Origin of the sequence: Cryobacterium sinapicolor (assembly GCF_004403465.1) — a bacterium.
GTDB lineage: Bacteria > Actinomycetota > Actinomycetes > Actinomycetales > Microbacteriaceae > Cryobacterium > Cryobacterium sinapicolor.
This window is the reverse complement of sequence record NZ_SOGQ01000042.1, coordinates 1-26,203: the sequence shown is the minus strand read 5'-3', so window position 1 is coordinate 26,203 and position 26,203 is coordinate 1. Positions and strand designations below refer to the sequence as shown.

Here is a 26,203-nt window from a genome sequence, read left to right as displayed (position 1 = left end):
CCCTCCGGAGCCGGTGTGTGCGTGCTAGTCGCGAAGGATCTGCACCGGAATGGCCACGGCGAGGGAGACGCAGAGGATGCCGCCGAGGAAGATCGGCAGCTGATACGCCGTCACCTCGAACGCGAACCCGAACAGCCAGAGACCGAAGACGAAGATGGCCATTGCGACGGTGAAGGCGACGGCGTTCATGGTGCGATCCTTTCGAGCGGTGCCCGCACTGGTCGCCGGGCCGATGAAACGAGCGTACCCGGTCGAACGTCAGACCGACGACGGCGCCCCGACCGGTTCGATGAGTTCCGGGCCGTCACCCCGCACCGGGGCGACCTCGTGGAATCGCAGGCTCTCGTCCGCCTCCCGGGAGGCGGCCACCGCGGCGTCGATCAGCGACTGGTCCCCCCTGGTGTGAGGGTCGAGCCACTGGTCCCACCATTCCTCGGCCAGGATCACGGGCATCCGATCGTGGAGGTCGGCCACCGGGCCCTCGGCGTCCTGGGTCAGAATCGTCGCCGACAACACCCACCGCGCCGGGTCGTCATCAGCCAGGGCCGGGTTGCGCCACCAGGCATAGAGTCCGGCGAAGGCCAGCGGCAGGCCGTCGTCGGAATAGATGAAGTACGGGGTCTTCATGCCGCCGACCGTGCGCCACTCGTAGTAACCGGTGGCCGGCACAAGCGCGCGCCGTGAGACGACCGAACTCTTGAAGGTGGGCTTCTCCGCCGCCGTTTCGGCGCGTGCGTTGAATGTGGGGAAAGATGCCTGCAGCTCCGTCGCGAAGGAGGGGACCAGGGACCAGCGCGCGGCCTCGAGCCGGCGCACGACCGGCCCGGCCTTAGCGGACTCGAGCACGATCGGGATCTGTTCGGTGGGTTTGATGTTCCAGGACGGCTCGGGCAGGTTCACGCCCTCGTGCTCGACGTCGAACATCGCGGCGAGATCGGACGCCGTATCCGTGATGATGAATCGACCGCACATGGGGACAGGCTACTACCGGCCGCCGACACCACCGGTCTGGGAGCGGCGCCCGAACCGGGCATCCGCTAGCGTCGATTCCGGCGTCGGCGAGGCGCAGGAGCGAGGAAACCGATAATGAACGAACGGAACATGCAGGATCGGTACAGCGCGGACGTGCTCTCCCCCGGCTGGCGCGACGCCGGCCGGACGGTGATTCCGACCCGGGAGGCCACGCCGGACCTGGTCGTCGAAGAGGTCGCGACCGGTTTCTGTGGCGCCGTGGTGCGAATCGAGAAGAAGATCGTCACCCTGGAGGACCGCCACGGCAAACTGCGCCTGTTCCCGCTCGGCGGCGGATTCCTGATCGACGGCGAACCGGTGGTGCTCGTCGTCCCGGCCCGGGCTGCGTCGCAGGGCCGCGCCCGTACCGCGTCGGGATCGATGGCGGTGCGGGATGCCCCGGCTCGGGTGGCCCGTGCCAGCCGCATCTTCGTCGAGGGCCGGCACGACGCCGAACTCGTCGAAAAGGTCTGGGGAGCCGACCTGCGGATCGAGGGGGTCGTCGTCGAATTCATCGAGGGCGTCGACAACCTCGAGGAGCTCCTCAAGGAATTCCGCCCGGGACCGACCCGCCGGGTCGGGGTGCTGGTCGATCATCTGGTGCGCGGATCGAAGGAGAGCCGGATCGCGGAAGCCGTGGCGCGCGGTCCGCACGGCCGGAATGTGCTCGTGGTCGGGCATCCGTACATCGACGTGTGGCAGTCCGTGAAGCCGAACCGCCTCGGACTCACCGAGTGGCCTGCGATTGCGCGAAGCGTCGAATGGAAGCACGGGATCTGTGAGGCCCTCGGCTGGCCCCATGAGGACCAGGCCGACATCGCCCGGGCCTGGCAGCGGATCCTGGGCCGGGTGCGCACCTTCGCCGACCTGGAGCCGCAGTTGCTGGGCCGGGTGGAGCAACTGATCGACTTTGTCACGACCGAGTAGTGCAGGTGCACCCGGATTGGATCATCACCTGCAATATACGTAACACTTTGGAACCGAATTGCCGCCGAATCCGGACGCACCACGGCGATGTGGGCTAGGGTTATCTCAGTAGTTGTAGTGCTTGCACGTCTTAAAACGCGGAGACTCCGGTCACCGCGGCGTATTCCTTTCGGAAGCGGACGACGAATACCGCGACGAACGGCCTCGAAAGTCGGGGCCTTTCTAACACTCCTGGAGGAGTTTCATAATGGCAACAGGTACCGTGAAATGGTTCAACGCTGAAAAGGGCTTCGGCTTCATCGCTCCCGACGACGGAAGCGCCGACGTGTTCGCGCACTACTCCGCGATCGCTTCGAACGGCTACAAGTCGCTCGACGAGAACCAGAAGGTCGAGTTCGAGGTAACCCAGGGCCCGAAGGGTCCTCAGGCCGAGAACATCCGCGCCCTCTAAATTGCGCAACTGCTCAACCAGCGAGGCGGCTTTCCGAGCCGCGTAGCTCACGAGCTTCGACAGCGCCCCTGCTTCGGCAGGGGCGCTGTCTGCGTTAAGCGAACTATTTGACCAGGTCCTGCCAGCCGTCACCGTCGACGTACTCGAAGATGAGGTTGGTCTCGGTGTGTGCCACCGCCGGATGCTCCGCCAGGTGCTGCAGGACGAAATCGCGCAGGTCCGACGCGTCGGCCGCGGCCACGTGCAGCAGGTAATCGTCGGCGCCGGCGGTGTGGAACAGGCCGATCACCCCGGGCCAGTGCGGCGCCGCCGCCCGGAACTCGTCGATCTGCACGCGAGCGTGCTTGACCAGGCGAACCGAGATCAGCGCCTGCAGGGACGCGCCCAGCGCGGCGAGGTCGATGTTCGCACGATAGCCGCGAATGTGTCCCAGCTGCTGCAGGCGGCGCAGCCGCAGAGACACGGTCGACTCGGCGACGCCGATCTCCGCGGCCAGCGCCGCTCCGGAGGCGCGGGCGTTGACGGACAGTGCTCGCAGGAGCGCCCGGTCGACCCGGTCGATTTCGGTTTTCTTCGGTTCCATTGCCACACTCTTTCTTCCGTGAGCAGTTTATGCGAAAGCAACCGCTGATTCGGAAGGGTCTGCACCATGGATTGCGTCGCGCCACAGAATCTGCTTTTGTCTGTGCATGACGCCACCGATGCCACTGCTGCCACCGCTGCCACAGCACGAACCGATTCAGCGGGCGCCTGCCCTACACCCTGATACCGTCGCCGTCCACGGCGGGATGGCCGGGGTGACCGCTTCCGGGTCGCACGTGCCCGTGATCGACCTCTCCACGACGAATCCGCTGGCCGGTGTCGAATGCGGTGGCGACTCCTACGAGAACCTGGCCACCGGAGGAACGATCCGTGACGGTGACTCCGCGGTGTACCAGCGGCTCTGGCAGCCCGGGGTCGCCCGCTTCGAAACGGCGCTCTCCGCGCTGGAAGGCACCGGGGGAACCGTCGCCTTCGCGAGCGGAATGGCCGCACTGGCGGCCGTGCTGATCGCATCCGTCGCCGCCGGCACGCCCCACGTGGTGGCGCTTCGGCCGATCTACGGCGGAACCGACCATGTGCTCGCCACCGGGCTGCTCGGCACGAGCGTGACCTGGGTCGACGCCGACGGGGTCGCCGACGCGATCCGGCCGAACACGGGGCTGGTCATCCTGGAGTCCCCCGCCAACCCGACTCTGGCACTGACCGACATCCGGGCCGTGGTCGCGGCGGCCGGCGGCGTACCGGTTCTGGTCGACAACACGTTCGCCACCCCTGTGCTGCAGCGCCCGGTCGAATCGGGCGCCACCCTGGTGCTGCACAGTGCGACCAAGTTCCTGGGCGGCCACGGGGACGTGATGGGCGGTACGGTCTCTGGCACCGAGCAATGGATGGTCCGCCTGCGGCAGGTTCGGGCCCTGACCGGGGGGATCCTGCATCCGTTCGCGGCGTATCTGCTGCATCGGGGGCTACGCACCCTGCCGGTACGGGTGCGCGCCCAGCAGGCCACGGCCGGCATGGTCGCGGAGGGCCTTGTAGGCCATCCCGCCCTGACCCGGGTGCTGTACCCGGGGCTGCCCGGGCAGGACCCGCAGCGGCTCCTGGGCCGCCAGGCGAGCGGGGCCGGTTCGATCATCGCCCTCGAGCTCGCGGGCGGCTTCGAGACGGCCGTGCGGTTCACGGAGGCCTGCGCGCTGATCACGCATGCCGTCTCCCTCGGCGGCGTCGACTCGCTCGTGCAGCATCCGGCATCGCTGACCCACCGCCCGGTCGAGGCCGGCGCCCGGCCCGGCGCCGGGATCGTGCGGCTCTCGATCGGCCTCGAGCACGTCGACGACCTGCTCGCCGACATCCTCACGGCCCTGGACGTGGCCATGGATGTCGGGTCGAACGCGGCAATGGACGGCGCGGCCGGCGAGCCCCGGCAGGCCGTCGCCTGAGTGCCCGTTCCGATCGAGAGTGGCCGTTGCGCGGGTCACTCTCGACCGGAACGGGCACTCTCGCCGGTCAGCTGCGGCCGAGCCGGCGGCGGAGCAGGTCGATCCGGTTCTGCAGCTGCGTGACGCTGGCCTGCGCCACCGCGGGGCCGCCGCACTCCCGCCGCAGTTCGGCGTGCACCATGCCGTGGGGCTCACCGGCGAGCTTCGACCACATTCCCACCAGGCTCGCCAGCAGGGTTCGTTGCTCCTTGAGGGTGCGATACAGCGGCGGCGGTTCCACCGGAGCGACCTCGCCCGTGATCGGGTCCTTGCGACGGTCGGTGGAGCGTTTGGCCTGCCGGTGCTGGCGCTGCCGCAGCAGTTCGGAGACCTGCTCCGGCTCGAGCAGCCCGGGGATGCCGATGAAGTCGAATTCCTCGTCGGTGCCCGGTTCCGCCAGTTCGCCGAACTCGTCGCCGTTGAACATCACCATGTCGAAGGTGGCCTGGGAGTCGATGGCCTGCCAGGTGAACTCCTCGCCGAGGTCGTCGGAGGCCTTCTCCGACTTGTTGGCGTCGGCGACCATGGCGTCTTCGGGGTTGTACATGCCGTCGTCGCCGTCATCGCGGTTGCTCCGGTCGAGGGCGTGGTCGCGTTCCAGTTCGAGCGCGTTCGCCAGGCTGAGCAGGCTGGGCACATTGGGCAGGAAGATCGACGCCGTCTCGCCGCGGCGGCGGGCCCGCACGAACCGGCCGATGGCCTGCGCGAAGAAGAGCGGCGTGGAGGCGCTGGTCGCGTAGACACCCACGGCGAGGCGCGGCACGTCGACTCCCTCCGAGACCATCCGCACCGCGACCATCCAACGCGAGGTGTTGTGCGCGAATTCGTCGATCCGGTCGCTCGACTCCTTCTCGTCGGAGAGCACGACGGTCACCGACTCCCCCGAGATCTCCTGCAGGATGGCCGCGTAGGCCCGCGCCATGGTCTGGTCGGTGGCGATGACGAGGCCACCGGCATCCGGGATGCCGTGGCGCACCTGGGTGAGACGCGAGTCGGCCGCGCGAAGAACCGCGGGGATCCACTGCCCGGTGGGTTCCAGGGCGGTGCGCCACGCCTGGGAGGTGATGTCCTTGGTGTTCCCCTCGCCGAGTTTGGCCTCCATCTCGTCGCCGGCGCGGGTGCGCCACTTCATGTGGCCGGCGTAGACCATGAACATCACCGGGCGCACGACACCGTCTTCGAGTGCGCGGCCATAACCGTAGCTGTAGTCGCTCTGGGACAGACGGATGCCGTGCTCGTCCGGCAGGTAGCTCACGAACGGGATCGGTGAGGTGTCCGAACGGAACGGGGTGCCGGTGAGCGAGAGGCGGCGGGTGGCCGGCTCGAAGGCCTCCCGGATCGCGTCGCCCCAGCTCAGCGCGTCCCCGCCGTGGTGCACCTCGTCCAGGATCACCAGGGTGCGGCTGGACTGGGTGAGTTGCCGGTGCAGGGCCGCCCGGCTGGCCACCTGGGCGTAGGTGACGGCGATGCCGTGGTAGTGGTTGCCGTAGCGGCCGTTGGCGTTCTTGAAGTTCGGGTCCAGCCGGATGCCCGCCCGAGCAGCGGCATCCGCCCACTGGCGCTTGAGGTGCTCGGTGGGTGCGACAACCGTGATGCTGTCGATCAACCGGCGGGCCTTCAGCTCGGCGGCGAGCCGCAGGGCGAACGTGGTCTTGCCGGCGCCCGGGGTTGCAGCGGCGAGGAAATCCCGCGGCTGGTGCACGAAGTACGCTTCCAGCGCCTCGGCCTGCCACGCCCGCAGCTTGCCGGCAGTACCCCACGCGGCACGCTCCGGAAACGAGGGTGAAAGGTGCTCGGCTGCACTCGTCCCCTGGGCAGGACCGAAAGGGGGTGGAGTATTCACTTCATAAGAACTTACCCGTTGAACGGACGGCTGTGGTGCGGGGGAGAATGGAGTAATGACGACGCCGATGCATCCGTGGTCCCGCTATGTCGCCCTCGGCGACTCCTTCACCGAGGGTCTGGGTGATCCGGAGCCGACGAGCCCGGGTGGGAACCGGGGCTGGTCGGACCGGTTCGCCGAGGTGCTCAGCCAGGGCACGCCGGACTTCGCCTACGCGAACCTCGCCGTGCGCGGCAAGCTGATACACCAGATCAGCGAAGGGCAAGTGGACACGGCGCTCGCGCTGCATCCGGACCTGATCACCTTCTCCGGGGGCGGAAACGACGTGCTCCGACCGGGTTCCGACCCCGACCTGATCGCCGCCCAGGTCGAGAAGGAGATCAGCCGGCTCAGCCGCGACAACGCCACCATCGTCCTGTTCACGGGCGCCGATGTGGGCTTCTCCCCCATGTTCCGCGGGATCCGAGGCAAGATCGCCATCTACAACGAGAACCTGCGCGCGGTCGCGACGAAATACGACTGTGTCGTCGCCGACCTCTGGTCGCTGACCGAGATCCAGGATGCCCGTATGTGGTCTCAGGACCGGCTGCACCTGAACGCGCTCGGCCACCACACCGTCGCCCGGATGGTGCTGTCCGTGCTCGACGTTCCCAATGCACTCGAACCGCAGAAACCCGAACCCGCGCCGGGTCGCACCTTCCGGGAGGCTCGCACGGAGGACATGCAGTGGGCGCGGGAGTACCTGCTGCCCTGGGCGCTGCGCCGAATCCGGCACCAGTCCTCCGGCGACAATATGCTGCCCAAGCGCCCCGACGCCGGGCCGTTCAGCCAGCCCCGGCGCTAGGGCCGGCCCGCCCGATCCGAGTTGCGTTTAGCCGGCAGCCAGCTCGCCCGGGTGTGTGAACCGCCAGGCGGGCCCCGGGTCGGTGAGCTCACCGTCGAGCACCAGCGGCACGCTCACCGTGCTCTCCCCCACCTGGAAGTCGATCGCGCCGGCCGAGTCGCCGACCTTCCCCAGGGTGACCGGTCGCGCCGAGGGAACAGCGGTGATCGGCGTGTCCGACCAGACCACGGCGGATGCCCCCTCTGCGGCGACCGCCCGGCTCGTCTGCCCCCACTGGGTACCGTAGGACGCGTAGGCGGTGCCCTTGTCGGCCAGGTTGACCTCGCGGAAGCCGGGCTCGACGCTGTCGAGCAGGTCCACGATCGACGCGTTCAGCGCACTGTGCGTGTCGCCGCCGAGCATGACGCCGACCACGGTGATGGTCTCGCCGCCGACCGAGAACTCGGCCGAGTACAGCAGACAGGCGCCGGCCTCATCCGTGGTTCCGGTCTTCATCCCGGTGACACCGTTGGAGCCGAGGAGCTTGTTGGTGTTGCTGACCGTGCCGATGATGGGCAGGTCGGAGGTCTCCATGGACACGATCTCGGCCAGGACGGGATCGGCCAGAACGAGTTTGCCGAGCCTTACCAGGTCGGCGGGGCTGCTCACGCTGGCCGGCGACAACCCGCTGGTGTCCGCCACCGTTGTGTCGGTCAGGCCGTTGTCGGTCAGCCAAGCTTCGGCCTCAGCCAGGTAGGCGTCCACGGAGCCGAACGCCCAGATGGCCAGGGAGATGCTGTAGTTGTTCGCGGAGGGCAGGAGCATGGCCTCGAAGGCCTCCCGCTGGCTGAGCACCATGCCGGCGGACACGGGCGCGACCGAACCGTCCTCGGCCAGTACGTCGTAGTAGATGTCGACGTCGTCGTCGGTGAATCGGATGTCCGGGCCGGGTTCCTTGCCGTTCAGGGGCTTCTCTTCGAGCAGCACGAGCGCGGTGACCATCTTCGTGATACTAGCGATCGGCATGGACCCCTGATCGCCGGTGGACCCGAGCAGTCCCGGGTAGCCGACGGCGCCGATGGAGCCCGCGCCGTCATCCGGCCAGACCAGCTCGGCGGCCGGCTGGGTGAGCGTCGCCGGTTCGATCAGCTCGACCGCCGCGGCCGGAACCGGCGCCAGCCCCGTGCCGGCCAGATAGCCGACACCACCGAGGGTGAGAGCCAGAGCCGCCACGACGGCGATCCGACGGCGGAGGAACGTTTGGCGTCGGGTCAGGGGCATCCGACGACTCTATCAAGCGCTCGTGTTCAGACGCGCAGAGCGTACAGCGCCACCGCGCTGGCCGAGGCCACGTTGAGCGAGTCGACTCCGTGCAGCATGGGGATCGTCACGACGGTGTCGGCGGCAGCGAGAGCCTGGGTGCTGAGGCCGTCGCCCTCGGCGCCGAGGATCAGGGCCAGGCGTTCCGGCGTGTTCCCGGCGAACCGGTCGAGGCTGACGGCGTCGTCCGCCAGCGCGAGGGCCGCGAGGTGGAAACCGGCGTCGTGAAGCATCGGGGCGGCCTCGTTCCATTCCGGCAGCCGGGTCCACGGCACCTGCAGCACCGTGCCCATGCTCACCCGCACGCTGCGTCGGTACAGCGGGTCGGCGCAGCGGGGCGTGATCAACACGGCGTCTGCGCCGAGTCCGGCGACCGAACGGAAGATGGCGCCGACGTTGGTGTGGTCCACGATGTCCTCGAGGATCACGATGCGCCGCGCATCCTTGATCACCTCGTGCACCGAAGCCAGGTCCGGGCGGTGCATCGCCGCCAGCGCACCGCGGTGCAGGTTGTAGCCGGTGAGCCGTTCGAGCACGGATGCTGCGCCGACGTACACGGGCACGTCCGGCCAGTCCGCGAGCAGCGGCAGCACGTCGGGCAGCCACTGCTCCTGCAGCAGCACGGACCGCGGGCGGTGGCCGGCGGCGAGGGCCCGGGTGATGACCTTGCTGGACTCGGCGATGTACAGCCCGCCGGCGGGTTCGGAGACGCGGCGGAGCGCGACATCCGTCAGTCGCGAAAAGTCGGCGAGACCAGGCAGGTCAAGGTTTTCGATGGGAACGATCTGCACAGCGGGGGCGCCTTTCACGGAGATGATCCGTCCAGCCTGCCAGGAACGTCTCCAAGTCGAAAACTCGCGAGTTTAGACTCGGTGTACACAGGATGGAGCTGCATGACCACCGAAACGCTTCCGGTCGCCGTCGGCGGCGCCGCCGACGCGCTGGACGCCGTGGCCGAGCTACTCCGCGGCCGCCACACCGCGGTCTTGACCGGAGCCGGTCTGAGCACCGATTCGGGCATTCCCGACTACCGCGGGAAGGGTGCCCCCGTGCGCACCCCGATGAACTACCTGACCTTCGTCGGCGACGAGCGCGCCCGCAAACGCTACTGGGCCGGCAGCCACCTCGGCTGGCACCGGTTCCGCTCCGCGGAGCCCAACGACGGGCACCGCGCCCTGGCCCGGCTGGAGCACGCCGGTCTGATCAGCGGCGTCATCACGCAGAATGTGGACGGCCTGCACACCCGGGCCGGGTCACGGCACGTCGTGGACCTGCACGGGTCGCTGGACCTCGTCGTCTGCCTGGACTGCGGTCAGGCGTACGGCCGCGACAGCGTCGCCGCACGCCTCGAAGCGGCCAACCCGACCCTGATGACACCGGATGACGTGCGCACCGCCCCCGACGGCGATGCCGACGTGTCCGACGTCGACGGTTTCACGATCCCAGACTGCACGGTCTGCGGCGGCATGCTCAAGCCCAACGTCGTCTTCTTCGGTGAGCTGGTGCCGACGGTGAAGTTCACCGAGGCCACGGCGCTCGTCTCCGGTGCGGAGGCCCTGATCATCGCCGGATCGTCCCTGTTCGTGAACTCGGGTATCCGTCTGCTGGAACAGGCCCGGCGCCGCAAACTTCCGATCGTCGTCATCAACCGTGGCGAGACCAAGGGGGACGGCCGGGCTCTGATCAAACTGGAAGCCGGCACGTCGGAGTCCCTGACGGGGCTGGCCGACCGTCTCGCCGGGACACCGGCGTGAATCAGACCTTTTCGACCACCACCCCCGGCGACAACGGAAACGGCAGGATGACCAGACTTTCGATCGTGCGACACGGACAGACCGAGTGGAACCTGCACACCCGGATCCAGGGCAGCACGGACATCCCCCTCAACTCGACCGGCCGGGCGCAGGCCGCTGAGGCAGGCCTGCGGTTGCGCTCCCGGAACTGGGACACGATCGTCACGAGCCCGCTCGACCGTGCCCACGAGACGGCCCGGATCATCGCCGGCGAGCTCGGACTGCCGAGACCGGAGGTCATCCCGGAGCTCACCGAGCGGCATCACGGCCAGATCGAGGGACTGACGTTCGCCGAGAGGCAGCTCCGCTTTCCCAACGGCGTCTCCGTTCCCGGCCTCGAGACGCGCCAGGAGGTGCTCGACCGGGTGCTGCCTGCCTTCGGGCTGCTGGCCGCCGCGCGACCCGACCAGTCAGTGCTGGTCGTCTGCCACGGCGGGGTGATCGGTACCCTGCTGCGCCACAGCACGGCCGGCGAACGGCCGCGCCAGAACGAACTCATCGCGAACGGGTCGGTGCACGACTTCGTCTGGCGGGACGGCCGGCTCGAGCTGACACATTTCGACGCCACCCTCCGCGGCCGGGCCGAGAACACGCATTACACCGGCTGAACCGGCTCCGCAGCGGTAAGCAGTTCCAGCAGCCGCTGGGCCGAATCCCGCCAGGTGAATCGTTCCGCCTCGCCCACGGATGCCGTGGAACGCGCCGCCCACTCCCCCGCGCCCAGCCTCCGCACCGCCGCGACGAGCGCATCGGTGCTGGCCGGGTCGAAGTACAGGGCCGCGTCGCCGCCGATCTCGCGGAAGATCGGGATGTCGCTCACCACGACGGGGATTCCGAGGCTCATCGCCTCGACCAGGGGGATGCCGAAGCCCTCGTCCAGGGACGCCGTGACCAGCGCGGTCGCCGATCGCAGCACCCGAACGTAGTCCTCGTCGGTGACTCCGTTGTGGAACACCAGCGTCGCCTGCGGCGCCAGGGCGGCCAGGCGCTCCCGTTCGGGCTCGCTCACCCGGCTCATCAAGTGCAGCTCGTACCCCGTTAGCTCCGCGGCGGCACGCACGAGGGTGTCCACATTCTTGTACGGCATGAAGGAGCCCATGTAGACCAGGCGACTCGTCTCCGGGTGGGGACGACCGGCGGGCGGCGTCGACAGCGTGTCGGCGGCGTTGTGGATGACCGTGACCGGCCGCCGCGTCAGACGGTTGTCCCGGATCAGGTTCCGGGTGGTCTCGGAGACGGTCACGACCCCGTCGGCCCGGTTCAGCAGCATCCGTTGCGGCCACCACGACAGGTGGTACAACCGCCAGGCGAGACGCACCAGGGCGGGCAGGTCCCGCGGCGGGGTGCGGTTGCGATAGTAGATCAGGTCGTGCACGGTCAGGAGCAGGCGGTAACGCCGGCCCCAGGAGCCCATCGTCTGCATCGGGGTGAACACGACGTCGGGCTTCAGCTGGTTGATCTGCCGGGCGATGAACGGTTCCCGGATGCTGGTGGGCGCGCTGACGAGCTGCCAGGGCAGGTCGGGAAGCAGCTCGAGCTGCCGGTGGTCGTTGATCAGCATGGTGACAGGGTGGAGCTTGCCCAGCTCCGTGACCAGCCCGGTCGTGTACCGGCTGATGCCGTCATGCCGGTCGAACCGGGTGTACCGGCAGTCGAAGACGATTCTCATGTCGTCACCGCCTCGCCGAGGAAGCGACGCAGGGCGTCGGCCGCCTGGGCGGGGACCTCGTAGTGGATCAGGTGTCCCACATCGGGGATCACCTGCAGGGTGGCATCGGGGAACAGCTTCTGCAGCCGGTGCTGGGCTGCGACAGGCGTGATGTCGTCTTTCTCCGCCGCGATCAGCAGCGTGCGCTGCGGGATGCGGCCGGCGTACTCGCTGACGTCGGAGCCGACCGATGCGGTGAAGGCCTCCAGCACGACCCTGCGGTCCGCGAAGGCGGAGAAGTAGCGGTCGTGCTGGTTGTGGATCCACCGGCGCAGCCCGGGATCCCCCGTCTTGGCCATGGTCACGCTCATCACCCGCACGATCACCCGGTTGCGCAGCAGGGCGAAGCCGAGCCGCTCCGGCAGGCGCGCGGCCGCCCAGTAGTAGAACACGGCCAGGCGGGTCAGGATGCCGCGCGGCCCGGCCAGGGCGGGCGCGGCGATGGGGTTCACCAGAACCACGTCGTCGGCGTGCAGGCCTCCCGCCACGGAGGCGGCGACGATGATCGACCCGAACGAGTGCCCGAGCACCACCACGCGGCCGGTCAGACCCAGCGCCGCCACGAACTCCGCCAGCCACCGGCCGTAGCCCGCGATGTCGTGCCGGTCGCCCCGGAGTACCCCGGACTCTCCGAAGCCGGGGAGGTCCGGTGAGATCATCCGGAATCCGCGGAGCTGGGCGACCACGGGCTCCAGGCCGTGGTGGTCGCCGCGGAATCCGTGCACCATGACGACGGTCGTGCTCGCGGCCGGATCGCCGTACTCCCAATACCGCGTTACGCTGCCCAGCACCGGGACGTCCCGGACCCTCACAGGGATCTGGGCGAGCAGTGCGTCGTAGGGCGAAGGAACATTCATCATCCCAAGTTTAGGGCGGCCGACGGTTGAGCACTCGACGCCCCACGGGCCGGAAGGAACGCAATGAGCTTCACCGCCCCGATCCAGCTTCCGGGCCTCACCCTGGATCCGCGCTGGTACCGGCGCGCCGTGTTCTACGAGGTGATGGTGCGCTCCTTCGTGGACAGCAACGGAGATGGGACCGGTGACCTCGCCGGACTCATCTCCAAACTGGATTACCTGCAGTGGCTCGGCATCGACGCGCTCTGGACTCCGCCGTTCTTCCGATCGCCGCTCAAGGACGGCGGCTACGACGTCACCGACTACCGTTCGATCCTGCCCGAGTTCGGTACCCTCGAGTTGTTCAAGGAGCTGGTGACCAAGGCGCACGAACGCAATATGCGCATCATCATCGACCTGCCGCTGAACCACACCTCGGACCAACACGACTGGTTCCAGCAGTCCCGGGAGCACCCGGAGGGGCCCTACGGCGACTACTACGTGTGGAGCGACACGGACGAGAAGTACCCGGACATCCGCATCATCTTCACCGACACGGAGGACTCGAACTGGGCCTTCGACTCCGAACGGCGCCAGTTCTATTTCCACCGGTTCTTCTCGCACCAGCCGGACCTCAACTACGACAACCCGCAGGTGCACGAGGCCATCTTCGAGGTCGTGCGGTTCTGGCTCGACCTGGGCGTCGACGGTTTCCGGCTCGATGCCGTCCCCTACCTGTACGAGTCCGACGAGGGCAACGGCGAGGGCGAGCCGCCCACCCACGAGTTCGTCCGAAAGCTGCGAACGCTGGTGGACCGCGACTATCCCGGCCGGGTCCTGATCGCCGAGGCGAACCAGTGGCCCCGCGAGGTGGCAGCCTACTTCGGCTCCGAATCCGAACCCGAGTGCCACATGGCCTTCGACTTCCCGGTCATGCCCCGCATCTTCTACTCACTACGCTCCCAACGGGCCGATGAACTCGTGCGGGTGCTTTCGGAAACGACCGACATCCCCGCTGCGGCCGGGTGGGCCGTCTTCCTCCGCAACCACGACGAGCTGACGCTCGAGATGGTGAGCGAGGAGTACCGCCAGGCGATGTACGGCTGGTATGCGTACGATCCACGGATGCGGGCGAACGTCGGCATCCGCCGTCGCCTCGCGCCCCTGCTGGACAATTCGCGGTCGGAACTCGAACTGGCCAACGCCCTGCTCTTCGCGCTGCCCGGCAGCCCGTTTCTCTACTACGGGGACGAGATCGGCATGGGCGACAACATCTGGCTGCCCGACCGGGACAGCTCCCGCACGCCCATGCAATGGACACCGGACCGGAACGCCGGATTCTCGGCTGCGGACCCCGGAAAGCTTTTCCTGCCGGTCGTGCAGTCCCTGGTCTTCAATTACACCCAGACGAACGTGGAGTCGAACCTGGCGCAGTCCAGTTCGCTGCTGCACTGGGTGCGCAACGTGATCCACGTGCGCAAGAATCATCCGGTCTTCGGGCTCGGCGCTCTCCGGGTCTTAGCGACCGACCACGAATCGGTGCTCGCCTTCACCCGCGAATACGCCGGATCGGGCACGAGTTTCGGCGATCAGCCGGAGACTGTGCTGTGCGTCTTCAGTTTCTCCCACAACCCGATCGCCTGCCGGATCGAAGACCCGTCGCTGTCCGGCCTCCGCCTCTACGACGTCTTCGGCGGGTCGGTGTTCCCCAGCTTTGACGCCGAGGGCACGCTGACCCTGACCCTGGGAGCGCAGAGCTTCTACTGGCTGCATTGCGGCTGAACGTCGGTCACGGCGGATCGTCGGCCCACGTCCCGGGCCCCCGGGTGCCCGAGGATGACGGTGGTCGGCCCTAGGCTTTCCCCATGAGCAACTGGAGTGACAACCTCGCCGTTTTCGACCTCGAGACGACCGGCATCGACGTGGAGACGAGCCGCATCGTGTCGGCCACCGTCGCGATCATCGATGTGACCGGGGAGGTGCTCGAGCGCGTGGACTGGCTCCTCGATCCCGGCATCGAGATCCCGGCACAGGCGACCAACGTGCACGGCATCACGACCGAGCACGCCGCCCAAAACGGCCGGGGCGCCGCCGACGGCGTAGCCGAGATCGTCGCCACGATCCGCAAGCACCTCGCCCGGGGTCTGCCTCTGGTGGCATACAACGCCCCCTACGACCTCACCCTGCTCAACCGCGAGTCGATCCGCTACGGGGTCGCACCACTGGTGTCACCGTCGCCGGTGGTCGACCCGCTGGTGATCGACAAGGCCGTCGACCGGTACCGCAAGGGCAAGCGCACCCTCGAAGTGACCAGTGCGTTCTACGGGGTCCGGCTCGACGACGCGCACGACTCCGGTGCTGATGCGATCGCCGCCGGCCGGGTCGCCCAGGCCATCGCCCGGGCGCACGAGAAGGCCCTGCCGGTCACCGTCGGTGAGCTGCACGTGCTGCAGGCGCAGTGGTCCCTCCAGCAGGCGGAAAGCTTCCAGACCTACATGCGGCGCGAACGCGACCCGGAGTTCGTCGCGGCCGGCGGCTGGCCGGAGCGCTGACCCGGGGCCACCCGCACGACAACGCCTCCGATCCCGCCGACCTGCGCTGAACCCCAAAAACACAGGGCGGCCAGCCGAAGCTGGTCGCCCTGTGTTATCGCCCTGTCTTGAACAGGGTGCTGCAGAGTGCGGCGGGGTTACTTGCCGAAGCCTTTGTAACGGGAGTTGAACTTCTCGACGCGGCCGGCGGAGTCCATGATCCGCTGCTTGCCGGTGTAGAACGGGTGCGATTCCGACGAGATTTCAACGTCGATGACCGGGTACGTGGTTCCGTCGGTCCACTCGATGGTCTTGGGGCTGGAGACCGTCGAACGGGTAAGGAACGTCGCACCCGACGCGAGGTCGCGGAAAACCACGGGAGCGTACGTGGGGTGAATGTCAGACTTCATGAAGACTTCCTTATTGCTGTTCGATTGGTGAGTTGCGCTTCGATTAGCGAGTTCAGACTCGCCCGGTGCGGCAGAAAAGATGTGCGGTCCAAGGACCGACTATGGAGTTTAGCAGAATCCGGTGGCGGTGACTGCCATCCGGCAGGGTCAGATCGCGCGGGCGCTGAAACGTCCGTCGGTCTCGCTCAACTCGATCGACAGGCCGAACGTCTCGGTCAGTGACTCCGCGGTCAAAGCCTCGCCGATGGGTCCGGCACTGACGACGCGGCCGCCGGACAGAAGCAGCACGTGGGTGAACCCGAGCGGGATTTCCTCAACGTGGTGGGTGACCATGATGATCGCCGGAGACCCGGACTCGCTGGCGTACCCGCCGAGGAGCTGCAGCAGTTCCTCCCGCGCGCCGAGGTCGAGGCTGGCGGCCGGTTCGTCCAGGAGCAGGACCTCAGGGTCGGTCATGATCGACCGGGCGATCTGCACCCGCTTCTGCTCGCCGTCGCTCAGCGTGCCGAACTTGCGACCGGCCAGCGTGTCGAGCTTCCACTCCCCCAGCACCCGCTGGGCGCGTCGCTCGTCGATGGCCTCGTATTCCTCGGTCCAGCGACCGGTGACCGAGTACGCGGCCGTCATCACGACGTCGAGGACCTTCTCGTTCGCGGGGACCCGGCGCGCCATCGCCGTGGAGGCGAACCCGATCCGCGGCCGCAGCTCGAACAGGTCGGTGCGTCCGATCGGTTCGTCGAGAACCACGGCACTCCCGCTGGACGGGTGAATGAGCGCGGCGGCGATCTGCAGCAGTGTGGTCTTGCCGGCGCCGTTCGGACCCAGGATGACCCAGCGCTGGTCGTCATCAACACTCCAATTCACTGAGTCGAGAATGGGGGTGCCATCCCGGACGACGGAGACGCCGGTGAATTGGAGAACGTTGACCATACGACCATGTTATCTGCCGAGGCAGAGCGACCGACACGCGAAACGGGTGCCGCGCATTCCTGCGGCACCCGTTTGGGCGGTTATTCAGACCCTGATTCAGAGCAGCGAGGCGTAGATCTCCCGGGTGCGGGTGGCGATCTGGGTCCAGCTGAACATCTGCTCGGCCCTGACCCGGCCGGCCCTGCCCATCTCCGCGGCCTTGGCGGGGTCGGCGAGGACCTCGATCAGGGTGCGCGTCAGGTCGGCGACGAAGAGGTCCGCGTCGATGGGGGTTCCGGTTCCGTCGGTGGCCTGGTCGATCGGCACGAGCCGGCCGGTCACCCCGTCGGCGACGACCTCGGGGATGCCTCCGGTAGCCGTTCCGACGACCGGCAGTCCGCAGGCCATGGCCTCCAGGTTGACGATGCCGAGAGGTTCGTACACCGACGGGCAGACGAAGACGGTGCCGGCGGTGAGTACCGCGGACAGGTCGTGCTGCGAGAGGAGCCGGTCGATCCACACCACGCCGGAACGTTCGCGCTGGAGGGCCTCGACCCCGGCCGTGACCTCCGCCAGGATGCCCGGGGTGTCGGGGGCTCCTGCGCAGAGCACCAGTTGAACCTCCGGCGGCAGCAGGGCTGCGGCGCGAAGCAGGTAGGGCAGTCCCTTCTGCCTGGTGATGCGGCCCACGAAGACCACGGCCGGGCGGTCCGGGTCGATGCCCAGGGCCCGCACGGTGTCCAGGTCGACGGTGGGCTTCCACCGCTCGAGGTCGATGCCGTTGTAGACGACGTGCACCCGCGACGCGTCCAGCGCCGGGTAGCTGCGGAGGATGTCACGGCGCATTCCGCCGCTGACGGCGATGACGGCATCCGCCGCTTCGAAGGCGGTGCGCTCGATCCAGCTGGAGACACGGTAGCCCCCGCCGAGCTGCTCGGCCTTCCAGGGGCGGAGCGGCTCAAGGCTGTGCGCGGTCACCACGTGCGGGACCCCGTGCAGCAGCTTCGCGAGGTGGCCGGCCCCGTTGGCGTACCAGGTGTGCGAGTGCACGATGTCGGCACCCTGCACGTCCTGTGCCATTTGAAGGTCGACACCGAGCGTGGCCAGCGTCGCATTCGCGTCGGCCAGCTCCGTCGGCGCCTCGTAGGTGTAGGTGTCGACGGCTTCGCGGGGCGCGCCGAAGCACCGCACCGAGACGTCGATGTCGGTGCGGAGGGCCTTCACAAGCTCCGCCACATGTACGCCTGCCCCGCCGTAAATCTCCGGGGGGTATTCCTTTGTCAATAGATCCACTCGCATGAGGCAAAGCTAGCGCAGGCAGGCCACGGACACACCCATCCGTGCTGGATCGACGTGATGAATGGCCCTACTGTAAAGACATGCAGTCAAAGAAGATCTTCGGAATCGTGCTCGCCGGCGGAGAAGGAAAACGGCTCATGCCGTTGACGGAGGACCGTGCGAAACCGGCGGTGCCCTTCGGGGGTCATTACCGGTTGATCGACTTCGCTTTGTCGAATCTGATCAACTCCGGACTCACCCAGCTTGTGGTGCTCACCCAGTACAAGTCGCACAGCCTCGACCGTCACGTCTCCCAGACGTGGCACGTTTCCGGCGGCCTGTTCAACTCTTATATCGCATCGGTGCCTGCACAGCAGCGGCTCGGCAAACGCTGGTTCAGTGGTTCCGCCGACGCGATCCTGCAGAGCCTCAACCTGATCCATGACGAGAAGCCCGACATCGTCGTCGTCGTCGGAGCCGACCACGTGTATCGGATGGACTTCAGCCAGATGATCGAGGCCCACATCGCCTCCGGAGCCGCCGCGACCGTCGCGGCAATCCGTCAGCCGATCGGCCTGGCCGACCAGTTCGGCGTCATCGAGGTCGATGCGGCGACGCCGGACCGCATCAGTGATTTCCGCGAGAAGCCGAAGGACGCCGTCGGCCTGGCCGATGCCCCGCACGAGGTCTTCGCCTCCATGGGAAACTACGTTTTCAACACGGACGCGCTGATCGAGGCCGTTCTCCGCGACGGTGAACGCGCCGATTCCAGCCACGACATGGGCGGCGACATCATCCCCGACTTCGTGTCCCGCGGCGAGGCCGGCGTCTACGACCTCAAGCTCAATGACGTCCCCGGCTCCACGGACCGTGACCGGGACTACTGGCGCGACGTCGGTACCATCGACTCGTTCTTCGAGGCGCACCAGGACCTGATCAGCGCGCTGCCCGTGTTCAACCTCTACAACCAGAAGTGGCCGATCTTCAGCCAGCAGCTGAACTCCCCGCCGGCGAAGTTCGTTCGCGACGGACGGGGCTTCCTGGGGACGATGATCGACTCGATCGTCTCCCTCGGCTGCGTCATCTCGGGAGCGCACATCGAACGCAGCGTTCTCGGTCCCTGGGTCGCCATCGACTCCGGCGCCCAGGTGGTGGACGCGATCGTCTTCGACCGGGTGCAGATCAAGCCGGGAGCGACCGTGCGTCGGGCGATCCTGGACAAAGACGTGGTTGTCGCCGCCGGAGCGGAAGTCGGCGTCGATCGCGAGCGGGACCTCGCGCGGGGCTTCAGCGTGACCGAGTCCGGCATCACCGTGGTCGGCAAGGGAGTGCACGTCCACCCGTGACCGCACCCGTTCGTTTCCTCGTCGTCCTGGACGCCGATTCCACCCTGATCGAAGACGAGGTCATCGAGTTGCTCGCGGATGCGGCCGGCTCGCTGGCCCTCGTCGCCCAGGTGACCGAGCAGGCAATGCTCGGTGAGATCGACTTCGCGGAAAGCCTGCGATTGCGGGTGGAGACCCTGGCCGGATTGTCCACGGACGTGTTCGCGGAGGTCGGGCGGCTCATCCGTCCGACCCCCGGGGTGCGGGAGCTGATCGATGGCCTCCACGCCCACGGCAGCCGCATCGGGGTGGTCTCGGGAGGCTTCCATGAGGTGCTCGACCCCCTTGCCGCCGCCTTCGGTCTGGACCACTGGCGGGCGAACCGGCTCGGGGTGGCGGACGGCCGCCTCACCGGCGGCCTGGTCGGACCCATCATCGACGCCGCGGCCAAGGCCGCAGCGCTCCGGGAATGGGCTGCCCTCGAAGGCGTGGCTCTCCCCCAGACCGTCGCCGTCGGCGACGGCGCCAACGACCTGACCATGATGCGGGCTGCCGGGTTGGGGATCGCCTTCAACGCGAAGCCGATCGTGAAGGCCCAGGCGGACCTGGCCGTCGATGCCCGCGACCTCAGCCAGGTCCTCCCGATGCTCGGCCTGCGCGGTTAGTGTCCCATCCCCAGACCCCCGTCCACGGGGATGACGGCGCCGGAGATGTACCCGGCGTCGTCGCCGGCAAGCCAGGTGACGACCCGGGCCACCTCGACCGGGGTGGCGAAGCGTCCCGCCGGGATGCTCTTCTTGTAATCGGCCTGCTGTGATTCGGAGAGCTTGGCGGTCATATCGGTTTCGATGAAGCCGGGGGCGACGACGTTGGCCGTGATGCCTCGGGCGCCCAGCTCACGGGTCACCGAGCGGGCCAGGCCGACCAGGCCGCTCTTCGACGCCGAGTAATTGGCCTGCCCGGCCGAGCCGTAGAGGCCGACCACGCTGGAAATCAACACGATGCGCCCGAACCGTGCTTTGAGCATCCCCTTGGAGGCGCGTTTCACGACTCGGAAGGCGCCGTTCAGGTTGGTGTCGACGACCGAGGTGAAGTCGTCCTCACTCATCCGCATCAACAGCATGTCCCGGGTGATACCCGCGTTGGCGACCACAACCTCGACCGGGCCGAGCGCAGCCTCGATCTCGGTGAACGCTGCGTCGATGGATGCGGCGTCCGTCACATCGGCGCGCACGGTCAGGCTACCGGTGGGGCCAACACCTGCGCGGGCGGTGACCGCGACACGGTGGCCCTGCCGGATGAACTCCTCGGCAATCGAAAATCCGATGCCGCGGTTTCCGCCGGTGACAAGGACAGTTCTGCCAGTCGTCATGCTGGGTCCAATCTCTTTTTCTCAGCGAACGAACAGTCGCACGCACGTATATTTCAGTTTAGGGTGTCTGAGTTCAGCCCTCACGAGACGTAGAATTTACAGGGAGATTCTTCCCCGACTGACCGAATCGATGGCACCCATGAAGCAGCAGTCGATCACCTCGCTCCCACCCTCGCCCGAGGATGAGCGACGTACCCGGATGATCAAATACTCGATCGCCATGGGCATCCGGATGGTCTGCATCGTGCTCATGCTCTTCGTCCAGGGCTGGTGGCTTCTCGTCTGCGCCATCGGAGCGATCGCCCTCCCCTATGTCGCGGTCGTCTTCGCGAATGTGCAGGGCAGCGCCGTGGCCTCCACGGTCGTTCGCCCGGGCGCCGTACAGGTGTCCCGTGCGCCGCGCCGCGGACCGGGCAACGATGAGAGCGGAACGTGATCGGCCTCGGCGCCGAACTCGAAACGACGAACTGCTCTCGCGCCGGCTGCCGTGAGAGCGCCGGCTGGCGGTTGGACTGGCGCAATCCCCGAATTCATGCTGACGACCGCGTGAAGACCTGGCTCGCCTGCGACCTGCACGTGGACTTCCTCCGCGGCTTCCTGGTCAGCCGAGACTTCCCGCTGGCCGTGTCCCCGCTGGTTACGAAATCGGAAGCAGGACCGGCGTGATCGGTTGGAAATTCGCGTTCACCCGGCGCTGGGCGGGGTACCTTGCCCTCACCATCCTCTTCGCAGCCGTCTGCTCCGGTCTGGGCCTGTGGCAACTCGCGCGCCGCGCCGACGCTCTCACCGAGATGGGCAAGGTCGAGACCAACTACGCGGCGGCACCGGTTCCGCTGGCCGAGGCCCTACCGGGTCTGGAGACGTTCTCCGAGGCCCAGAAGTGGCTGCCCGTTGTCATGAGCGGCACATATCTGACCAACGATGAGCTGATCGTGCGAAATCGCCCGCTGCAGATCAACCCGGGATTCGAGGTTCTCACTCCCCTGCTGCTCGCCGATGGCTCGGTCTTCATCGTCAACCGGGGCTGGCTGCCAACGGGGCAGACAGCCGACGCCCCGGCATCCGTTCCGGCTGCCCCCTCGGGTACCGTCACCGTCGTCGCCCGGCTCAAAGCCGGTGAGCCCCTACTGCCCGGCCGGTCGGCCACGGGCAATCAGATCGCCACCATCAACCTGGACGACGTTGCCTCCCGGCTGGATCTCCCGACGTACACCGGCGCGTACGGCCTGATGGCGTCGGAGGACCCGGCACCAGACGAACGCCCCGTGGCCGTCACCCGCCCCGTCAAGGACGAGGGACCGCACCTGTCCTACGCGTTCCAGTGGTTCGTGTTCGCACTGATGGGCTTCGTCGGTCTCGGCTGGGCCATCCGGCAGGAATACCGCACCGTGAATTTCGACGATCCGGACGAGCGCGTTCGCGCTGCCGAGCGGGCCCGCCGTCTGGCGGCCAGACCGCGCAGTGATTCGGAGATCGAAGACGAACTCATCGACCGCCGCTGATCGCCACGCAGCCGCAGACAGACGAAAGCGCCCGGACCAGCAGGTACGGGCGTCTTTCGTGTCGTGTCCGCGAGGGTGATCAGGCCAGCATGATCAGATCGAGATAGTCCTTGTTCCAATGGTCCTCTGTGCCGTCGGGCATGATCAGCACACGCTCGGGGTTGAGCGCCTCGACGGCCCCCTCATCGTGGCTGACGAGAACGACAGCGCCGGCGTAGTGCGCCAGGGCGTCGAGGATCTCCTCGCGGCTGGCCGGGTCGAGGTTGTTAGTCGGTTCGTCGAGCAGCAGCACGTTGGCACCGGACACCACGATCATGGCCAGGGCCAGCCGGGTCTTCTCGCCACCGGACAGGACCCCGGCCGGCTTGTGCGAGTCGTCACCGGTGAAAAGGAACGAGCCCAGAACCCGGCGCGCCTCCATCTCGGTGATGTTGGGCGAGGAGGACACCATGTTCTCGAGCACACTGCGCTTGACATCGATCGTCTCGTGCTCCTGCGCGTAGTAGCCGATCCGCAAGCCGTGGCCGGGAACGATCTCTCCGGTGTCCGGCTTGTCCACGCCGGCCAGCATGCGCAGCAGGGTGGTCTTGCCCGCACCGTTGAGGCCGAGAATGACGACCTTCGAGCCGCGGTCGATGGCCAGGTCCACGGCCGCGAAGATCTCGAGAGAGCCGTAGCTCTTCGAGAGGTCGGTGGCCATCAGCGGGGTACGTCCACAGGGAGCCGGCTCGGGGAAGCGCAGCTTGGCGACGCGATCGACTGCCCGCACGGCGTCCAGTCCAGACAGGAGCTTCTCGGCGCGCGCCACCATCTGGTGGGCGGCGGCGGCCTTGCTCGCCTTGGCGCCGAACTTCGCGGCCTGCAGTTGCAGAGTCGACGCCTTCTTCTCGGCGTTGGCGCGCTCCTTCTTGCGACGGTCCGCGTCGGCGACGCGCTGCCTCTGGTAGTTCTTCCAGTTCATGTTGTAGATGTCGATGACCATGCGGTTGGCGTCGAGGTAGAACACACGGTTCACGGTGTCACCGACCAGCTCGATGTCGTGGCTGATGATGATGCAACCGCCGCGATAATTCTTGACGAACTCCCGCAGCCAGACCACGGAGTCAGCGTCGAGGTGGTTCGTGGGCTCATCGAGGATCATCGTTTCCGCCGCCGAGAACAGGATGCGGGCGAGCTCGATACGGCGGCGCTGTCCACCGGACAGTGTGCGTAACTGCTGGTCGAGGATGCGGTCGGGGAGGTTCAGGTTGCTGGCGATCGACGCGGCTTCCGCCTCGGCCGCATAGCCGCCGAGCGCGTTGAACTCGTCGGTGAGATTACCGTAGATGCGCATGGCCTTGGCGCTGACCTTGGGGTCGTCACTGCCCATGTCGACGCCGGCCTGGGCGAGTCCCAGCGAGATCGTGCCGAGGCCGCGCGCATCCAGGATGCGGGTGCGGGCGAGCATCTCCGGGTCGCCCGAGCGGGGGTCCTGGGGCAGGTAGCCGATGTCACCGGTGCGGTTGATGGAACCGTTGGTTGGAACAGTCTCGCCTGCGAGGGTCTTCGTCAGCGTCGTCTTGCCGGCACCGTTGCGGCCGACCAGGCCGATCTTGTCGCCAGCGGAAACGCGGAAACTCACGTCTTCCATGAGCACGCGCGCCCCAACTCGGATTTCGAGATTTTGCACACTCAGCACAGCAACAGTCCGTTCAGGGGAGTCGTAGGATTTTTTTTGGGCCGAAGCGGACCAACTCTCCACTATATTTGATCGCCTGCGTCTCCGAGTGCGCCGGGAAGCGAAAGCGCCCCCCGGAGCGCCTTCCCCAGCCAGCTCCGGTAGGCATCATCGGACCAGCCGAGGTCGAGCACCAGAGATCTGTACGCCTGCGGATGCCCGAGCGCCCAGACCGTTGCCGCCGCCTCGTGGTCGCTGACTCCGCCGCGCAGACTGTGGCGTGAGCGCAGCGCGGACGCCACCTCTCCGAACTGGATGAGTCGTTGGGCGGACCGCCGGGTCTCCAACTCGGCGATGTCCGCGTCGACGCCGGCCGCCTGGGCGATCACCCGGTGCACCCCGGACGTCAGCACGTTCAGGTCGGCGATCCAATCGGTCAGGATTCGGACGATCTCAGCGGCCGTGCGCGCCTCGGCGACCCGGTTGCGCAGTGGTGCAGGATGGGCATCCGCTTCTCCGGGGTGTGCGGCCGCGAGGTCGAGCACGGCGGAGAGGACGGCGGACTTACCGCCCACCGAGTTGTAGATTGTCTGCACCGCCACGCCTGCCTCGGTGGCAATGGCCCCGAGAGTGGTGCACATGTACCCACGCTGAAGCATCAGGCGCAGCGCGGCGCGGACGATCAGGGTACGGGTCTCCAGCGTCTGCGCTTCACGCCGGGATTTCGCATTTATCAGGACTTCAACCATAAACTTAGAATAGCATTCCACTCACTGTAATGGCATTCTAATAGGCCTGAGCCAATCCGGGTGGCATCCCGCCGGCCGGCCTCCATGACGTTGTGTGACCAGGCGGGGCATCCAAGCCGCACTCGGCTTCTATGGTTACGGCATGACACTCTTGCAGCCGCCTGCCTCCCTCTCCCCCCTGGCCGACGATCGGGCCGGCCGCCTCACCGCCGCCGGAATCTCCTGGACTGAACGCATCCGGGCTGACGCCACGAAGGCGCAACTCATCTACCGGGTCACGGCCACGGGAGAGGGGTCGGTCGCGACCCGCGTCACGGCCGGCAGACACGTCTTCCTCGTGGACGAACCCGGCGCCCTCGCCGGTGACGACGGCGCGGCCAGCCCCGTGGAGATCGCGCTCGGCGCCTTGCTCTCGTGCCAGGTAGTCGTCTATCGCCTCTACGCCCAGGCGCTCGGTATCCAGGTCGACGAGATCGACATCGTCGCGGAAGGGGACCTCGACGTGCGGAAGCTGTTCGGCCTCGACGAGGACGTGCGGGCCGGCTTCTCCGCGATCCGCTTGAACATCACCCTCAGCGGTCCGGAACGGGATGAGCGTTACCAGGAGCTCCGGGCCACCGTCGACGCGCACTGCCCCGTGCTCGACCTGTTTGCGAACCCCACCCCGGTGACCGTCACCGTCACGAAGGCCTAGCCGATACCTTCCACCGGCCGTCGGTCGAGCCGCGGGAACCAAATGGGTTCCCGATCTAGCGGCGGGGAGGGCTGAGGCCTACCGTCGGTTGCAGCCGCAGCGGTCGCTGCGCGATTGCGAGGAGGTCGACGATGGACAGGAATTCAGCCACACCACCCCCAGCGAACCAGAGCGGGCCCCCGCAGGACGAGCCTGACGAGAAACAGGAATCCACCAGCCCGGTGGGTGACATGTTCGAGGAGGGCGAGACCGATGTCGGGCCGCACCCGTCCCTGATCAACCTGGAGAACTGGGAGCCGTCCGAACTGGCGTCCTCGGCAGGCACAGAGGAAACGGGCGCTGCGGACACCAAGACGGACGAGTGACGCCGGTGCGGAGCGCGGACCGGAACAGAGAATGGGGCACCGGCCAGATGGCCGGTGCCCCATTCTCGTGGGCACAGGGAGGCACGTGGATCAGATGGAGAAGCCGAGGGCCCTCATCATGTCCCGACCGTCGTCGGTGATTTTCTCGGGACCCCACGGCGGCATCCAGACCCAGTTGATGCGGAACTGGTCGACGACGCCGTCCAACGCCTCGGCGGTCTGTTCCTCGAGCACGTCGGTCAGCGGGCAGCCGGCCGAGGTCAGGGTCATGTGGATGATCAGGGCATCGTTCTCATCGTCCCAGCCCAGGTCGTAGATGAGCCCGAGGTCGACGACGTTGATGCCGAGTTCCGGGTCCATGACGTCTTTGAGCGCCTCCTCGATTTCATCGAAACGCGCCGGGGTCAGCGTGGAAACCATGAATCTAGCCTACGTTCGATTCCGTGAGAAAGCGATCGTAGCCCTCGTCTTCGAGGCGGTCGGCGAGCTCGGGGCCGCCCTGCTCTGCGATGCGGCCGTCGACGAAGACGTGCACGAAGTCCGGCTTGATGTAGCGCAGGATGCGGGTGTAATGCGTGATCAGGAGCAGGCCCAGGCCGGTATTCTCCTTGGCCCGGTTCACGCCCTCCGACACGATCTTGAGCGCGTCGACGTCGAGGCCGGAGTCGGTCTCGTCGAGCA

At 67.4% G+C, this 26,203-nt stretch carries 30 protein-coding genes and 1 pseudogene; 15 read left to right on the top strand and 16 right to left on the bottom strand.

What is annotated here, in order from left to right; all coding sequences use genetic code 11:
* Positions 1-24: 24 nt before the first annotated feature.
* Both E3T28_RS16845 and E3T28_RS08540 read right to left on the bottom strand, forming a co-directional pair.
* Entirely contained in the window at positions 25-189 is a 165-nt protein-coding gene (locus E3T28_RS16845; RefSeq protein ID WP_166786969.1) for a hypothetical protein, read from the bottom strand.
* A 69-nt stretch (positions 190-258) separates the two neighbouring features.
* The gene (locus tag E3T28_RS08540; RefSeq protein WP_134429762.1) at positions 259-972 is read right to left on the bottom strand and encodes an SOS response-associated peptidase; all 714 of its coding nucleotides are present in this window, start codon (positions 970-972) and stop codon (positions 259-261) included.
* A 129-nt stretch (positions 973-1,101) separates the two neighbouring features.
* On the opposite strand from E3T28_RS08540, the gene E3T28_RS08535 reads away from it, so the two are divergent.
* Together E3T28_RS08535 and cspE are read left to right on the top strand one after the other, a co-directional pair.
* Positions 1,102-1,938 carry a DUF3097 domain-containing protein gene (locus E3T28_RS08535; RefSeq protein ID WP_134429844.1) on the top strand — a complete coding sequence of 279 codons (837 nt, stop codon included), beginning with the start codon at positions 1,102-1,104 and terminating at the stop codon, positions 1,936-1,938.
* A 247-nt stretch (positions 1,939-2,185) separates the two neighbouring features.
* Positions 2,186-2,389, top strand: coding sequence for a transcription antiterminator/RNA stability regulator CspE (gene cspE / locus E3T28_RS08530; protein WP_035840308.1), 204 nt, complete (start codon positions 2,186-2,188; stop codon positions 2,387-2,389).
* Between the two features lie 103 nt (positions 2,390-2,492).
* On the opposite strand, the gene E3T28_RS08525 is transcribed toward cspE, so the two are convergent.
* Positions 2,493-2,972, bottom strand: a complete 480-nt coding sequence (locus tag E3T28_RS08525) for an Lrp/AsnC family transcriptional regulator (protein ID WP_134429760.1) — start codon at positions 2,970-2,972, stop codon at positions 2,493-2,495.
* 118 nt (positions 2,973-3,090) lie between these two features.
* On the opposite strand from E3T28_RS08525, the gene E3T28_RS08520 reads away from it, so the two are divergent.
* Positions 3,091-4,368, top strand: coding sequence for a trans-sulfuration enzyme family protein (locus E3T28_RS08520; RefSeq protein WP_134429843.1), 1,278 nt, complete (start codon positions 3,091-3,093; stop codon positions 4,366-4,368).
* A gap of 67 nt (positions 4,369-4,435) precedes the next feature.
* Here the strand turns inward: E3T28_RS08520 and E3T28_RS08515 are convergent, their stop codons facing one another.
* Entirely contained in the window at positions 4,436-6,250 is a 1,815-nt protein-coding gene (locus tag E3T28_RS08515; RefSeq protein WP_134429758.1) for a DEAD/DEAH box helicase, read from the bottom strand.
* Between the two features lie 55 nt (positions 6,251-6,305).
* On the opposite strand from E3T28_RS08515, the gene E3T28_RS08510 reads away from it, so the two are divergent.
* Positions 6,306-7,094, top strand: coding sequence for an SGNH/GDSL hydrolase family protein (locus E3T28_RS08510; RefSeq protein ID WP_134429756.1), 789 nt, complete (start codon positions 6,306-6,308; stop codon positions 7,092-7,094).
* Positions 7,095-7,121: 27 nt separating this feature from the next.
* Here the strand turns inward: E3T28_RS08510 and E3T28_RS08505 are convergent, their stop codons facing one another.
* Both E3T28_RS08505 and E3T28_RS08500 read right to left on the bottom strand, forming a co-directional pair.
* Positions 7,122-8,354, bottom strand: a complete 1,233-nt coding sequence (locus tag E3T28_RS08505; protein ID WP_134429754.1) for a D-alanyl-D-alanine carboxypeptidase family protein — start codon at positions 8,352-8,354, stop codon at positions 7,122-7,124.
* A gap of 26 nt (positions 8,355-8,380) precedes the next feature.
* Complete coding sequence (locus E3T28_RS08500) at positions 8,381-9,184, bottom strand: TrmH family RNA methyltransferase (RefSeq protein WP_134429841.1); 804 nt, start codon at positions 9,182-9,184, stop codon at positions 8,381-8,383.
* Between the two features lie 102 nt (positions 9,185-9,286).
* On the opposite strand from E3T28_RS08500, the gene E3T28_RS08495 reads away from it, so the two are divergent.
* Both E3T28_RS08495 and E3T28_RS08490 read left to right on the top strand, forming a co-directional pair.
* Entirely contained in the window at positions 9,287-10,147 is an 861-nt protein-coding gene (locus E3T28_RS08495) for a Sir2 family NAD-dependent protein deacetylase (protein ID WP_134429752.1), read from the top strand.
* A 47-nt stretch (positions 10,148-10,194) separates the two neighbouring features.
* Positions 10,195-10,794: a histidine phosphatase family protein gene (locus E3T28_RS08490; protein ID WP_134429750.1), complete on the top strand. Its 600-nt coding sequence runs from the start codon at positions 10,195-10,197 to the stop codon at positions 10,792-10,794.
* Here E3T28_RS08490 and E3T28_RS08485 read toward each other — a convergent pair.
* Positions 10,782-11,855: a glycosyltransferase family 4 protein gene (locus E3T28_RS08485; protein ID WP_134429748.1), complete on the bottom strand. Its 1,074-nt coding sequence runs from the start codon at positions 11,853-11,855 to the stop codon at positions 10,782-10,784. The two genes, E3T28_RS08490 and E3T28_RS08485, sit on opposite strands and share 13 nt — an antisense overlap.
* The gene (locus tag E3T28_RS08480; RefSeq protein ID WP_134429746.1) at positions 11,852-12,751 is read right to left on the bottom strand and encodes an alpha/beta fold hydrolase; all 900 of its coding nucleotides are present in this window, start codon (positions 12,749-12,751) and stop codon (positions 11,852-11,854) included. The genes E3T28_RS08485 and E3T28_RS08480 overlap by 4 nt, the downstream gene beginning before the upstream one ends.
* 63 nt (positions 12,752-12,814) lie before the next feature.
* Between E3T28_RS08480 and treS the strand changes: the two genes are divergently transcribed.
* Both treS and E3T28_RS08470 read left to right on the top strand, forming a co-directional pair.
* The gene (gene treS, locus E3T28_RS08475; protein WP_134429744.1) at positions 12,815-14,512 is read left to right on the top strand and encodes a maltose alpha-D-glucosyltransferase; all 1,698 of its coding nucleotides are present in this window, start codon (positions 12,815-12,817) and stop codon (positions 14,510-14,512) included.
* 83 nt (positions 14,513-14,595) lie between these two features.
* A complete protein-coding gene (locus E3T28_RS08470; RefSeq protein ID WP_134429742.1) occupies positions 14,596-15,282 on the top strand; it encodes a 3'-5' exonuclease in 687 nt (228 codons plus the stop codon).
* A 137-nt stretch (positions 15,283-15,419) separates the two neighbouring features.
* Here E3T28_RS08470 and E3T28_RS08465 read toward each other — a convergent pair whose 3' ends face one another.
* The 3 genes from E3T28_RS08465 to glgA form a co-directional block, all read right to left on the bottom strand.
* The gene (locus E3T28_RS08465) at positions 15,420-15,671 is read right to left on the bottom strand and encodes a type B 50S ribosomal protein L31 (protein WP_134429740.1); all 252 of its coding nucleotides are present in this window, start codon (positions 15,669-15,671) and stop codon (positions 15,420-15,422) included.
* 147 nt (positions 15,672-15,818) lie between these two features.
* Entirely contained in the window at positions 15,819-16,601 is a 783-nt protein-coding gene (locus tag E3T28_RS08460) for an ABC transporter ATP-binding protein (protein WP_134429738.1), read from the bottom strand.
* A gap of 96 nt (positions 16,602-16,697) precedes the next feature.
* Positions 16,698-17,879 carry a glycogen synthase gene (glgA, locus tag E3T28_RS08455; RefSeq protein ID WP_134429736.1) on the bottom strand — a complete coding sequence of 394 codons (1,182 nt, stop codon included), beginning with the start codon at positions 17,877-17,879 and terminating at the stop codon, positions 16,698-16,700.
* An 80-nt stretch (positions 17,880-17,959) separates the two neighbouring features.
* Here glgA and E3T28_RS08450 point away from each other — a divergent pair, with 80 nt between their 5' ends.
* Both E3T28_RS08450 and serB read left to right on the top strand, forming a co-directional pair.
* Positions 17,960-19,204, top strand: a complete 1,245-nt coding sequence (locus E3T28_RS08450; RefSeq protein ID WP_134429734.1) for a glucose-1-phosphate adenylyltransferase — start codon at positions 17,960-17,962, stop codon at positions 19,202-19,204.
* A complete protein-coding gene (gene serB, locus E3T28_RS08445; RefSeq protein WP_134429732.1) occupies positions 19,201-19,848 on the top strand; it encodes a phosphoserine phosphatase SerB in 648 nt (215 codons plus the stop codon). The genes E3T28_RS08450 and serB overlap by 4 nt, the downstream gene beginning before the upstream one ends.
* Here serB and fabG read toward each other — a convergent pair.
* Positions 19,845-20,555, bottom strand: a complete 711-nt coding sequence (fabG, locus tag E3T28_RS08440; RefSeq protein ID WP_134429730.1) for a 3-oxoacyl-ACP reductase FabG — start codon at positions 20,553-20,555, stop codon at positions 19,845-19,847. The genes serB and fabG overlap by 4 nt on opposite strands.
* A 139-nt stretch (positions 20,556-20,694) precedes the next feature.
* Between fabG and E3T28_RS08435 the strand changes: the two genes are divergently transcribed.
* The 3 genes from E3T28_RS08435 to E3T28_RS08425 are packed head-to-tail and all read left to right on the top strand — an operon-like array spanning position 20,695 to position 22,057.
* Positions 20,695-20,991 carry a DUF3099 domain-containing protein gene (locus tag E3T28_RS08435; protein WP_134429728.1) on the top strand — a complete coding sequence of 99 codons (297 nt, stop codon included), beginning with the start codon at positions 20,695-20,697 and terminating at the stop codon, positions 20,989-20,991.
* Positions 20,988-21,221, top strand: a complete 234-nt coding sequence (locus E3T28_RS08430) for a hypothetical protein (RefSeq protein ID WP_134429726.1) — start codon at positions 20,988-20,990, stop codon at positions 21,219-21,221. The genes E3T28_RS08435 and E3T28_RS08430 overlap by 4 nt, the downstream gene beginning before the upstream one ends.
* Positions 21,218-22,057 (top strand): SURF1 family cytochrome oxidase biogenesis protein, encoded by an 840-nt coding sequence (locus tag E3T28_RS08425; RefSeq protein ID WP_134429724.1) that lies wholly within the window; start codon positions 21,218-21,220, stop codon positions 22,055-22,057. The genes E3T28_RS08430 and E3T28_RS08425 overlap by 4 nt, the downstream gene beginning before the upstream one ends.
* 79 nt (positions 22,058-22,136) lie before the next feature.
* Here the strand turns inward: E3T28_RS08425 and E3T28_RS08420 are convergent, their stop codons facing one another.
* On the bottom strand, positions 22,137-23,735 hold the full coding sequence (locus tag E3T28_RS08420; protein WP_134429722.1) for an ABC-F family ATP-binding cassette domain-containing protein: 1,599 nt from the start codon (positions 23,733-23,735) through the stop codon (positions 22,137-22,139).
* 62 nt (positions 23,736-23,797) lie between these two features.
* A complete protein-coding gene (locus E3T28_RS08415) occupies positions 23,798-24,463 on the bottom strand; it encodes a TetR/AcrR family transcriptional regulator (protein ID WP_134429720.1) in 666 nt (221 codons plus the stop codon).
* 142 nt (positions 24,464-24,605) lie between these two features.
* Between E3T28_RS08415 and E3T28_RS08410 the strand changes: the two genes are divergently transcribed.
* Both E3T28_RS08410 and E3T28_RS08405 read left to right on the top strand, forming a co-directional pair.
* Positions 24,606-25,157, top strand: coding sequence for an OsmC family protein (locus tag E3T28_RS08410; RefSeq protein WP_134429718.1), 552 nt, complete (start codon positions 24,606-24,608; stop codon positions 25,155-25,157).
* 131 nt (positions 25,158-25,288) lie between these two features.
* Positions 25,289-25,522 carry a hypothetical protein gene (locus E3T28_RS08405; protein WP_134429716.1) on the top strand — a complete coding sequence of 78 codons (234 nt, stop codon included), beginning with the start codon at positions 25,289-25,291 and terminating at the stop codon, positions 25,520-25,522.
* Positions 25,523-25,612: 90 nt separating this feature from the next.
* On the opposite strand, the gene E3T28_RS08400 is transcribed toward E3T28_RS08405, so the two are convergent.
* A complete protein-coding gene (locus E3T28_RS08400; protein WP_134366452.1) occupies positions 25,613-25,942 on the bottom strand; it encodes a metal-sulfur cluster assembly factor in 330 nt (109 codons plus the stop codon).
* Positions 25,943-25,946: 4 nt separating this feature from the next.
* A pseudogene (gene sufC, locus E3T28_RS08395) lies at positions 25,947-26,203 on the bottom strand (Fe-S cluster assembly ATPase SufC); the annotation flags it as partial.